Below are 11,702 nucleotides of genomic sequence, written 5' to 3'. Positions count from 1 at the left end.
CCCAGATGCGGCCGTCGTTGCGCAGCGACTCGCTCATCAGGGTGAGCTTGGACTGGTAGTCGCCCGACACCGGGATGCACGTGGGGTGGATCTGGGTGAAGCACGGGTTACCGAAGAGCGCGCCCTTGCGGTGCGCCCGCCAGATGGCCGTCGTGTTCGAGCCCATCGCGTTGGTCGACAGGTAGAAGACGTTGCCGTAGCCCCCGGTGGCGAGCACGACGGCGTCGGCCATGTGCGTCTCGATCTCACCGGTGACCATGTCGCGGACGATGATGCCGCGGGCCCGGCCGTCCACGACGACGAGCTCGAGCATCTCGTGGCGGGTGAACATCTCCACCGTGCCGGCGGCCACCTGCCGCTCCAGCGCCTGGTAGGCGCCGATGAGCAGCTGCTGGCCCGTCTGGCCCCGCGCGTAGAAGGTCCGGGAGACCTGCACACCACCGAAGGAGCGGTTGTCCAGCAGGCCGCCGTACTCGCGGGCGAAGGGCACGCCCTGGGCGACGCACTGGTCGATGATGTTCGCGCTGACCTCGGCCAGGCGGTAGACGTTCGACTCCCGGGCGCGGAAGTCCCCGCCCTTGACGGTGTCGTAGAAGAGGCGGAAGACGGAGTCGTTGTCGTTGCGGTAGTTCTTCGCCGCGTTGATGCCGCCCTGGGCGGCGATCGAGTGCGCCCGGCGCGGGGAGTCCTGGTAGCAGAAGGACTTGACGTTGTACCCGGCCTCACCGAGGGTCGCGCCCGCCGAGGCGCCGGCCAGGCCGGTGCCGACGATGATGACGCTGAGCTTGCGCCGGTTGGCCGGGTTGACGAGGCGGGCACCGAACTGGCGCTCGCGCCAGCGACGGTCGATCGGCACCGCCGGTGCCTTGGTGTCGGCGATCGGGTCGCCCTCCCGGTAGAGGCCGGCGATGAGCTGGTCGGTCAGCTGTTCAGTCATGGGGATGCACGTACTCCACGGGGCCTAGTTGACGATGCCGAGGGCGACGGCGAACGGGGGGAGGAGGAAGCCGACGACGACGACGAGCGCGACGGCCAGGGCGGCCGCCTTGATCGCCGGCTGGCGGCGCCGGTTCGACCAGCCGAGGGTCTGCACGGCGCTCCACACCCCGTGCCGCAGGTGCATGCCCAGTGCGACCATCGCGACGACGTAGATCGCCAGCAGCCACCAGACCTCGAAGGCCGCGACGAAGCGCTCGTGCGGGCTGTCGAAGGAGCCACCGACCTCGATCGTCAGGGTGGTGAACTGCAGGATGTGGAAGACGACGAACAGCAGCAGGGCGATGCCGCCCCACATCATCGTGCGGGAGGACAGCGTCGAGGCGACCGCCTTCTTCACCGTGTACTTCTGGGTGCGAGCCCCGCGCTTGCGCCGTGTCAGCCTGGCCGCCGACCACACGTGCAGGACGAGGCTGACGACGAGCACGATGCGCATCACCCAGAGGAACCCGGAGTAGGGGAGCATCGGCTCGCCCAGCACCCGCAGGTGGTGGGCGTAGTCGTCGAACGCCTCCTGGCCGGAGAGCGCCTTGAGGTTGCCGTACATGTGCGCGAGCACGAAGAGCAGGAAGATGATCCCCGTCACGGCCATGACGATCTTCAGGGCGACCGTCGTGCGGAGTCCCTTGACCTGCCGCGCTGCAGAAGTTGTCGTTGACACAACCAGCATCGTATCCACTTCTCCGGGAGTGCTCCTGACCGCGGCCCCGGACGGAGGCGCGGAACCGGGACGAACCGGGCGCGCCGCGCCGCGTCTACGCTTCCCGCATGACCACCAGCCCCGTCCCCGGCTTCCACGCCGTCGTCCCCGCCGGGGGAGCCGGCACCCGCCTGTGGCCGCTGTCGCGCCGGTCGCGGCCGAAGTTCCTGCTCGACCTCACCGGGACGGGCCGCACGCTGCTCCAGGCCACCTGGGACCGGCTCGTGCCGCTCACCGGTGAGGACGGGGTCCTCGTCGTCACCGGGGAGGCGCACGCCGCCGTCGTACGTGAGCAGCTGCCCGCGCTCCCCGCGGCGGGCCTGGTCACCGAGCCCTCCGGGCGCGACTCGATGGCCGCCATCGGCCTCGCCGCCGCCCTGCTCCGCGAGCGGCACGGCGACGTCGTCCTCGGCTCCTTCGCCGCCGACCACGTCGTCCGCCGGCCGGAGGCGTTCCACGCCGCCGTCCGGGAGGCGGTCGCCGCCGCCCGCGCGGGCTACCTCGTGACCATCGGGATCCGGGCCGACCACCCCTCCACCGCCTTCGGCTACATCGAGGAGGGGAGCCCGCTCGGGCTCGCCGACGCCCCCGCCGCCCGGTACGTGGCGCGCTTCGTCGAGAAGCCCGACGCCCAGACCGCCGCCGCCTACCTCGCCACCGGCCGCTACCGGTGGAACGCCGGCATGTTCGTCGTGCGCGCCGAGGTGCTCCTCGGCCACCTGCAGCGGCTCCAGCCCGCCCTTCACGACGGCGTGGTCACCCTCGCCCGGGCGTGGGACACCGCCGACCGCGCCGCCGTCCTGGCCCGCGAGTGGCCCCGCCTCACCCGCATCGCCATCGACCACGCCGTCGCCGAGCCCGTCGCCGCCGACGGCGGGGTGGCCGTCGTGCCCGCCGAGCTGGGCTGGGACGACGTCGGCGACTGGCGCTCCCTGGCCCGGCTGCTCCCGGTGGGCGCCGACGGCGTCGCCGGCCTCGGCCCGCAGGAGGGGACGCTGGCCCGGGACAGCGAAGGCGCCGTCGTCGTCACCGACGGCGGGCGGCTCGTCGCGCTGCTCGGCGTGCCGGGCGCCGTCGTCGTCGACACCCCCGATGCCCTCCTCGTCACGACGACGGAGCACGCCCAGCAGCTGCGGGAGGTCGTCGACCGCGTTCCCGACGAACTGCGGTGATGCGCGCTAGTGTCGCAGGGGTGAACGACGTCCCGCCCGCCGACCGCGTCCGAGAGCTCACCGCGGAGCTCGAGGAGGAGCTCATCGCGATCCGGCGGCAGATCCACGCCAACCCCGAGCTGGGCTGGATGGAGCAGGAGACGACGGCGCTGCTCTTCGACCGGCTCGCCGCCGCCGGGCTCCGGCCGCGGCGCACCCAGAGCAGCGGCCTCGTGTGCGACATCGGGCCGGACCCCCGGCAGCGCGGCCGTCGCCGCATCGGGCTGCGCGGCGACATCGACGCCCTACCGGTGCCGGAGACCACCGGGCTGCCCTTCAGCTCCCGCCGCCCGGGCGTGTCCCACGCCTGCGGCCACGACGTCCACGCCACCGCGGTCCTCGGCGCGGGGCTCGTGCTCGCCCGGCTGCACGAGGAGGGACAGCTGCCCGTGGGGGTGCGCCTCGTCCTCCAGCCCGCCGAGGAGGTCCAGCCCAGCGGCGCCAAGGCGCTGCTCGAGGAGGGTGTACTCGACGGCGTCGAGCAGATCTACGCCCTGCACTGCGCACCGAAGATCGAGGTCGGGAAGGTCGGCTCGCGCATCGGACCGATCACCGCGGCCTCCGACAACGTCACCGTCGTCGTGCGCTCCACCGGCGGCCACACCTCCCGGCCGCACCTCACCGGCGACGTCGTCTACGCGCTGGGGCACGTCATCACCGAGCTGCCGGCGGTGCTCGACCGCCGCCTCGACCCCCGCTCCGGCGCCAACCTCACCTGGGGCGCGGTCAACGCGGGCAAGGCCCCGAACACCATCCCGTCCGTCGGGTCGGTCACCGGGACGCTGCGTTCGCTCGACATCGAGACCTGGGAGCGCGCCGGGGCGCTCGTCGACGAGGTCGTCCACGGCCTCCTGGCCCCCTACGGGGTCGACGTCGAGCTGCGCCACCAGCGGGGGATGCCCCCGGTGGTCAACGACGAGCAGTGCGTGCGGATGCTCGACACCGCCACCCGTGAGGTGGTCGGCAGCGACGCCGTCGTCCTCACCGAGCAGTCCCTCGGCGGGGAGGACTTCGCCTGGTACCTCTCCCGGGTGCCCGGGGCGATGGTGCGGCTCGGCACCCGGGTCCCCGGCGGTCCGGCGCACGACCTCCACCAGGGGGACCTGGTCGTCGACGAGCGCGCGATCGGCATCGGGGTGCGGGTGCTCGCCCGCACCGCCCAGCTCGCCGGCTACGAGCCGCGGGTGGCCGCTCCCGCCGGCCCTGCGGCGCGCGTCAGGCCAGGTCGGGGCGGGGCCCCGGCCCGGGCGCGATAGCAACGTTTCTGTAACATTCACCATCCGATTTCTCACGATGTGACCAAAGTCCTGGGGGTGCGGGCATACAGTTTCGGCTACACAGCCGATCCGGCCCGTCCTCCACGACCCACGGGCCACCGGCCCTACGAAGACCAGGAGACAAGCGTGAAGAGAACCATCTACGCGACCGCTCTGGCGGGTGTCGCCGCGCTGACCCTCGCGGCGTGCGGCGACGCGCCGGAGGAGACCGAGGAGCCGGGCGGCGACACGACGTCCGCCGAGCAGACCGACGACACCGGCAACGGTGACGACGCCGCGAGCGACTTCCTCGCCTGCCTCATCTCCGACCAGGGCGGCTGGGACGACCAGTCGTTCAACCAGTCGGCGATGGAGGGTGCCAAGCGTGCGGAGGCGGAGCTGGGCATCCAGCTCAACGACGCCGAGTCGCAGAGCGACGCCGACTTCGGCCCCAACGTCGACTCCATGGTCCAGCAGGGCTGCAACATCACCATCGGCGTCGGCTTCCTCCTGGAGGACCCGATCCAGGCTGCCGCCGAGGCCAACCCCGACCTCGCCTTCGGCCTCGTCGACGCGACCTTCTCCGAGGGCGACCCGCCGGAGCCGGTCGAGATCGACAACGCCAAGCCGATCATCTTCAACACCGCCGAGGCCGCCTACCTCGCCGGCTACCTCGCCGCCGGGATGACCGAGACCGGCACCGTCGCCACCTTCGGCGGCCTGCCGATCCCGTCCGTCAGCATCTTCATGGACGGCTTCGTCGACGGCGTGGCGAAGTACAACGAGGACAACGGCGCCGACGTCACCGTCCTCGGCTGGGACAAGGAGGCGCAGGACGGCACGTTCTCCGGCGGCTTCGAGGACCAGGGCCAGGGCCAGGCGCTGACCAACGAGTTCATCGCCCAGGGTGCCGACATCATCATGCCGGTGGCCGGCCCGGTCGGCCTGGGTGCCGCCGCCGCCGCGGAGAACGCCGGCGACGTGTGGATCGTGGGTGTCGACTCCGACTGGACCGAGTCCACCGACTACGGCGACATCGTCATGGCGTCCGTCGTCAAGGAGATCGGTGCCGGTGTCTTCGCCACCATCGAGGAGGCCCTCGCGGGCAACTTCACCGGCGAGCCCTACATCGGTGACCTGGAGAACGGCGGCGTGAGCCTGGCGCTGGGCAGCGCCGAGGTGCCGCAGGAGCTGCAGGACCAGATCCAGGCGCTCCAGGACCAGATCATCTCCGGCGAGATCACCGTGGACACGCCGAACGCTCCGTGACCCGGTAGAGACCACGCGCGGCGGCCCGGTTGCCACCAGGGCGACCGGGCCGCCGCCGTACCGGGCGCCGTACCCCATCCCCACCCTCCCGGACCAGGCGCCCGTCCGGACACCGGCGGCCCACCCCGCCATCGATCCCAATGGAGCAGCCCAGTGAAACTCGAGCTTCGAGGCATCACCAAGCGCTTCGGGTCCCTCGTCGCCAACGACGCCATCGACCTGGTCGTCGAGCCGGGGGAGATCCACGCGCTCCTCGGTGAGAACGGGGCCGGCAAGAGCACGCTGATGAACGTGCTCTACGGCCTGTACGAACCCGACGACGGCCAGATCGTGCTCGACGGCACGCCGGTCACCTTCGACGGGCCCGGCGACGCCGTGGCCGCCGGCATCGGGATGGTGCACCAGCACTTCATGCTCGTGCCGGTCTTCACCGTCGCCGAGTCGGTCGCCCTGGGCTACGAGCCGGCCGGGCCGCTGGGCATCATCGACCGCCGCGAAGCCCGCAAGCGGGTCAAGGAGATCTCCGACCGCTTCGGTTTCGACGTCGACCCCGACGCCGTCATCGAGGACCTGCCCGTCGGTGTGCAGCAGCGGGTGGAGATCATCAAGGCGCTGTCCCGCGACGCCAAGGTCCTCATCCTCGACGAGCCCACCGCGGTGCTGACCCCGCAGGAGACCGACGAGCTCATCGAGATCATGCGCCAGCTCAAGGCCGAGGGGACCTCGATCGTCTTCATCACCCACAAGCTGCGCGAGGTCCGCGCCATCGCCGACTCGATCACCGTCATCCGGCGGGGCAAGGTCGTCGGCGAGGCGAGCCCGACGTCCTCGGAGTCCGAGCTCGCCTCCCTCATGGTCGGGCGCGCCGTGAGCATGGCGGTGGACAAGGACCCGGCCGAGCCCACCGACGACGCCCTCGTCCTGTCCGAGCTCACCGTCCTGGACCCCAAGGGCAACCTGGCCGTCGACCGTGTCGACCTCACCGTCCGACGCGGGGAGATCGTCGTCATCGCCGGTGTCCAGGGCAACGGGCAGACCGAGCTCACCGAGACCATCCTCGGGCTCACCGAGCCGCTGCACGGCTCCATCCGCATCGACGGCAAGGAGATGGTCGGCACGACGGTCAAGCAGCGGCTGCGCGCCGGCCTCGGCTTCATCCCCGAGGACCGCTCGACCAGCGGCGTCATCTCCTCCTTCACGGTCGCCGAGAACTTCATCCTCGACCTGTACGACACCCCGCCCTTCGCCCGGTGGGGCACCGTGCTGCCGAACGTCGTCATCGACAACGCCCGCAGGCGGGCCGAGGAGTTCGACGTCCGGCTCACCGACGTCACCGACCCCATCTCCACGCTCTCCGGCGGGAACCAGCAGAAGGTCGTCGTGGCCCGGGAGATGTCCCGGCCGCTGCGCGTCCTCGTCGCCTCCCAGCCCACCCGTGGCGTGGACGTCGGGTCCATCGAGTTCATCCACGAGCGGCTCGTCGCCGAGCGGGACACCGGCACCGCCGTCCTGCTCGTCTCCAGCGAGCTCGACGAGGTCATGGCGCTCGCCGACCGGATCGCCGTGATGTACCGGGGCCGGGTCGTCGGCGTCGTCCCCGGCGACACCGACCGCGACGTCCTCGGCCTCATGATGGCCGGGGTGCCGCTCGAGGAGGCCCGGGTCCAGTCCGCCGAGCACCGCACGGCCCTGGCCGCGGCCGACGACATGAGTGAGGAGGCGCCGTGAGCGAGGAGCAGATCCGGCACAAGGAGGAGCACCCGGGCGACGTCGTCGCCCAGGCCGAGGACTCCCCGGCCTCGCAGAAGCAGGTCCCCGCGGAGCGGCCGACCACCCGCACCGCACAGGTCGTGCGTGACATCCTGTCCGGCAGCTGGCTCGTCACCCTGCTCGCCATCGTCGTCGCGCTCGTGCTCAGCGCCGTCCTCATCGCCGGCGCCGACGCCCGGGTGCAGGAGACGGCCGGCTACTTCTTCGCACGGCCCGGGGACATGCTCTCCGCCGCGTGGGACGCCGTCGCCTCCTCCTACAACGCCCTGTTCCGCGGGTCGATCTTCGACTACCGGGCCCAGACCTTCACCCGGGCGATCCGGCCGCTGACGGAGACCATGGTCTTCTCCGTACCGCTCGTCTTCACCGGGCTCGGCATCGCGGTGGCGTTCCGGGCGGGCATGTTCAACATCGGCGGCCAGGGCCAGATCATCGCCGGCGCCATCGTCGGCGGCTACGTCGGCTTCGCCCTCGACCTGCCGGTCGTGCTGCACGTCGTGCTGGCCGTCATCGCGGCCGCGCTCGGCGGGGCCATCTACGGCGGGGTCGCCGGTGTGCTCAAGGCGCGCACCGGCGCCAACGAGGTGATCGTCACGATCATGCTCAACAACATCGCCGTCTACTTCATCGGGTGGCTGCTCACCCAGTCGGCGTTCCAGCGCAGCGGCTCCTCGCTGCCGATCTCCCCGGACATCAAGGACACCTCCCTCTACCCGCTGCTGCTGGGCAGCGGCTTCCGGCTGCACCTCGGCTTCCTGCTGATGATCGCGGTGACCGCGCTCGTGTGGTGGCTGGTGGAGCGCTCGACCTTCGGCTTCGAGCTGCGTGCCGTCGGCGCCAACCTTGAGGCCGCCCGCACCGCCGGTGTGTCCGTCAACAAGGTCATCGTCGTCGCGATGGTCGTCGCCGGTGCGCTCGCCGGCCTCGGCGGCTCCGCGCAGGTCCTCGGCACCGAGAAGGTCCTCACCTCGGGGGTGGCGGCGAGCTACGGCTTCGACGCCATCACCGTGGCCCTCCTCGGCCGCGCCCGGCCCTGGGGCACGCTGTGGGCGGGCCTGCTCTTCGGTGCGCTCAAGGCCGGTGGCTTCCTCATGCAGTCCACCACCCAGACGCCGATCGACATCATCCTCGTCGTGCAGTCGATCATCGTCCTGCTCATCGCCGCACCCCCGCTGGTGCGCGCCATCTTCCGCCTCCCGGCGCCCGACCGGTCGGTGCGCAGGACGGCGCCCGTCGTGAAGAAGGAGGTTGCGGCATGAGCCAGGCAACGATGGCTCCCGAGAGCCCCCAGGTGATCGTCCCCCCGGTCAAGTGGCGTGCACCGGGCTTCATGATCGCCTTCGCCGTCATCTCGCTGCTGGGCTTCGTCCTGTTCACCGAGGGCGGCACCGAGACGACGTTCCGCGTCTCCACCGGCGGGGAGGCCGCCGAGCTGCCGAACATCGCGGTGCCCACAGTGGGGGCGCTGTGGGTGCTCACCCTGGTCATGGCGGCCCTCGCCGCCTACGCCACCGTGCGGGCGCTGCGCCGTCAGCCGGTGGGCTGGTGGCCGCCGGCGCTGTTCGGGCTCGCCTTCGTCCTCGCCTTCCTCACCTGGGTGGGTGCGGGGGCGACGATCTCCATCACCTCGCTGCTCATCGGCGGCCTGGCGCTGTCGGTCCCGCTCGTCTTCGGCTCCCTGTCCGGCGTCATGTGCGAGCGCTCCGGCGTCATCAACATCGCCATCGAGGGCCAGCTGCTCGCCGGCGCGTTCCTCGCCGCGATCGTCGCCTCGCTGGCCGGCAACCCCTACGTCGGGGTGCTCGCCGCGCCGGTCGCCGGGGCCCTGGTCGGCGTCCTGCTCGTGTTCTTCAGCGTGAAGTACTGGGTGGACCAGATCATCGTCGGTGTCGTGCTCAACGTCCTGGTCCTCGGCCTGACGACGTTCTTCTTCTCCACCGTGCTGAGCGACAACCCCGAGCTCAACCAGCGTTTCCGGCTGCCGCCCCTGGAGATCCCGGTGATCTCGGACATCCCGATCCTCGGCCCGGTGCTGTTCAACCAGAACATCCTCGTCTACCTCATGTACGCGGCGATCATCCTGCTGCAGTTCTTCCTCTTCCGCAGCAGGTGGGGGCTGCGGGTGCGCGCCGTCGGCGAGCACCCCAAGGCCGCCGACACCGTGGGCATCGACGTCATCCGCACCCGCTGGGTCACCCCGATCCTCGGCTCCGCGCTGGCCGGGCTGGGCGGGGCGTTCTTCACCGTCGGCTCCGGTCTGGCCTTCGGCCGCGACATGTCCGCCGGCAACGGCTTCATCGCCCTGGCGGCGATGATCCTGGGCCGCTGGAACCCGATCGGGGCGATGGCCGCCGCGCTGCTCTTCGGCCTGTCCCGCAACCTGGCCAACATGCTCAGCACCATGGGCGGCTCCGGGATCCCCGGCGAGTTCCTCCTCATGCTGCCCTACGTCATCACCATCTTCGCGGTTGCCGGCTTCGTCGGGCGGGTCCGCCCGCCCGCCGCGGAGAACAAGCCCTACGTCAAGTAGCCCGGCCCGCGGGACCGGCGTCCCGGGCGAGCAGGAGGAGCGCGATGATCGACGACACCACCTGGGAGCGGCTCCGCACCCTCGCCCGGGAGATGACGCAATGGGCCTACGTGCCCTACTCGAGATACCCGGTCGGTGCGGCCGCGCTCGTCGACGACGGCCGCACCGTCACCGGGTGCAACGTGGAGAACGCCTCCTACGGCGTGGGCCTGTGCGCCGAGTGCGGCCTCGTCTCGGCGCTGCACGCCACCGGCGGCGGCCGCCTCGTCGCCTTCACCTGCGTCGACGGTGAGGGCACGGTCATCGTCCCGTGCGGCCGCTGCCGCCAGCTGCTCTGGGAGCACGGGGGGCCCGAGCTGCTCGTCGAGACCCCCAGCGGCATCCACCCGATGACCGAGGTGCTGCCCGAGGCCTTCGGGCCGGACCACCTGGCCGACTGGGAGCAGCGCGGCGGAACCGGCCCGTAGGTCCCAGCGCGCTGCCGGTCGGGGTCCTAGGGTGGGCCCATGAGCGAACCCTTCGACGTCGTCGACATCATCCGGACGAAACGCGACGGCGGCACCCTCACGCCCGCCGAGATCGACTGGGTGGTGGACGCCTACACCCGCGGGGTGGTGGCCGACGAGCAGATGTCCGCGCTCGCCATGGCGATCTTCCTGCGCGGCATGGACCGGGACGAGATCTTCCGCTGGACCGCGGCGATGATCGCCTCCGGCGAGCGGATGGACTTCTCCGGGCTGAGCCGGCCGACCGCCGACAAGCACTCCACCGGCGGGGTGGGGGACAAGATCACCCTGCCGCTGGCGCCGCTCGTCGCGGTCTTCGACGTCGCCGTGCCCCAGCTGTCCGGCCGCGGGCTGGGCCACACCGGGGGCACGCTCGACAAGCTGGAGTCCATCCCCGGCTGGCGGGCCGACCTCGACAACGAGGAGATCCTGCGCCAGCTCGAGGACGTCGGCGCGGTCATCTGCGCCGCCGGGACGGGCCTGGCCCCCGCCGACAAGAAGCTCTACGCGCTGCGCGACACCACCGCCACGGTCGAGGCCATCCCGCTCATCGCCTCCTCGATCATGAGCAAGAAGATCGCCGAGGGCACCGACTCCCTCGTCCTGGACGTCAAGGTGGGCTCCGGGGCGTTCATGAAGGACATCGACTCCGCCCGCGAGCTGGCCCGCACCATGGTCGCGCTCGGCACCGACGCCGGAGTGCGGACCACCGCGCTCCTCACCGACATGTCCACCCCCCTGGGCCTGACCGCCGGCAACGCCCTGGAGGTCCGCGAGTCCGTCGAGGTCCTCGCCGGCGGCGGCCCGCAGGACGTCGTCGACCTCACCGTCGCCCTGGCCCGGGAGATGCTCGACGCCGCGGGCCGCACCGACGCCGACCCGCGCGAGGCCCTGCGGGACGGGCGGGCGATGGACGTGTGGCGCCGGATGATCAGTGCGCAGGGCGGCGACCCCGACGCCCCGCTGCCCACCGCGAAGGAGACCGAGACCGTCACCGCCGAGCGGGACGGGGTGCTCACCCGGTTGGACGCCTACGCCGTCGGGGTCTGCGCGTGGCGGCTGGGAGCCGGGCGTGCCCGCCAGGGCGACGCCGTCCAAGCCGCCGCAGGGGTGGAGCTGCACGCCAAGCCGGGCGACCGCGTCCGCGCCGGGCAGCCGCTGCTCACCATGCACACCGACACCCCCGAGCGGTTCGCACGGGCCCGCCAGGCGCTCGACGGCGGGATCGAGATCGCCGACGGCGGCCCGCAGCGCCGGGCGGGTGACGTCGTCCTCGAGAAGATCGCCGGCTGACATGGCGTCCTCGTCCTGGCCGCGCTGGCAGCTCACCGCCCCGCTCGCGGCCCTGAGCCGGCCGGTGCGGACCTCCGTCCGACCCGCCGGCGGCGGCCCCGCCGCGGGCCCCGCCGCCGCGGCCGGCGCCACCGGTGCGGCGGGAGCCGCCGGCGCGGGCTCCGGGGCACC

Annotated in this window: 10 protein-coding genes; 8 read left to right on the top strand and 2 right to left on the bottom strand. The window is 72.0% G+C overall.

What is annotated here, in order from left to right:
- Together Q0195_RS13640 and Q0195_RS13635 are read right to left on the bottom strand one after the other, a co-directional pair.
- On the bottom strand, nucleotides 1-937 hold a 937-nt coding region (locus Q0195_RS13640), incomplete at its 3' end, for an FAD-binding protein (protein ID WP_299279449.1).
- 24 nt (nucleotides 938-961) lie between these two features.
- Entirely contained in the window at nucleotides 962-1,666 is a 705-nt protein-coding gene (locus Q0195_RS13635) for a succinate dehydrogenase cytochrome b subunit (RefSeq protein WP_299279447.1), read from the bottom strand.
- 98 nt (nucleotides 1,667-1,764) lie between these two features.
- On the opposite strand from Q0195_RS13635, the gene Q0195_RS13630 reads away from it, so the two are divergent.
- From Q0195_RS13630 to Q0195_RS13595, 8 genes are all read left to right on the top strand, one after another.
- Nucleotides 1,765-2,868 carry a mannose-1-phosphate guanylyltransferase gene (locus Q0195_RS13630; RefSeq protein ID WP_299279446.1) on the top strand — a complete coding sequence of 368 codons (1,104 nt, stop codon included), beginning with the start codon at nucleotides 1,765-1,767 and terminating at the stop codon, nucleotides 2,866-2,868.
- Between the two features lie 20 nt (nucleotides 2,869-2,888).
- Nucleotides 2,889-4,163, top strand: coding sequence for an amidohydrolase (locus tag Q0195_RS13625; RefSeq protein WP_299279444.1), 1,275 nt, complete (start codon nucleotides 2,889-2,891; stop codon nucleotides 4,161-4,163).
- A 147-nt stretch (nucleotides 4,164-4,310) separates the two neighbouring features.
- A complete protein-coding gene (locus tag Q0195_RS13620) occupies nucleotides 4,311-5,432 on the top strand; it encodes a BMP family ABC transporter substrate-binding protein (RefSeq protein ID WP_299279442.1) in 1,122 nt (373 codons plus the stop codon).
- 153 nt (nucleotides 5,433-5,585) lie between these two features.
- Nucleotides 5,586-7,160, top strand: coding sequence for an ABC transporter ATP-binding protein (locus Q0195_RS13615; protein ID WP_299279440.1), 1,575 nt, complete (start codon nucleotides 5,586-5,588; stop codon nucleotides 7,158-7,160).
- Nucleotides 7,161-7,282: 122 nt separating this feature from the next.
- A complete protein-coding gene (locus Q0195_RS13610; RefSeq protein ID WP_299279450.1) occupies nucleotides 7,283-8,461 on the top strand; it encodes an ABC transporter permease in 1,179 nt (392 codons plus the stop codon).
- Nucleotides 8,458-9,732: an ABC transporter permease gene (locus Q0195_RS13605; RefSeq protein WP_299279438.1), complete on the top strand. Its 1,275-nt coding sequence runs from the start codon at nucleotides 8,458-8,460 to the stop codon at nucleotides 9,730-9,732. Before Q0195_RS13610 ends, Q0195_RS13605 begins: the two co-directional genes overlap by 4 nt.
- A 44-nt stretch (nucleotides 9,733-9,776) precedes the next feature.
- Nucleotides 9,777-10,199, top strand: a complete 423-nt coding sequence (locus Q0195_RS13600) for a cytidine deaminase (protein WP_299279436.1) — start codon at nucleotides 9,777-9,779, stop codon at nucleotides 10,197-10,199.
- A 39-nt stretch (nucleotides 10,200-10,238) separates the two neighbouring features.
- Entirely contained in the window at nucleotides 10,239-11,531 is a 1,293-nt protein-coding gene (locus Q0195_RS13595; protein ID WP_299279434.1) for a thymidine phosphorylase, read from the top strand.
- Nucleotides 11,532-11,702: the final 171 nt, after the last annotated feature.

The sequence above is a fragment of the uncultured Georgenia sp. genome, assembly GCF_937958535.1.
Classification (GTDB): Bacteria; Actinomycetota; Actinomycetes; order Actinomycetales; family Actinomycetaceae; genus Oceanitalea.
The sequence above is the reverse complement of the archived record's forward strand: the minus strand, read 5'-3'. Positions and strand labels throughout refer to the sequence as shown.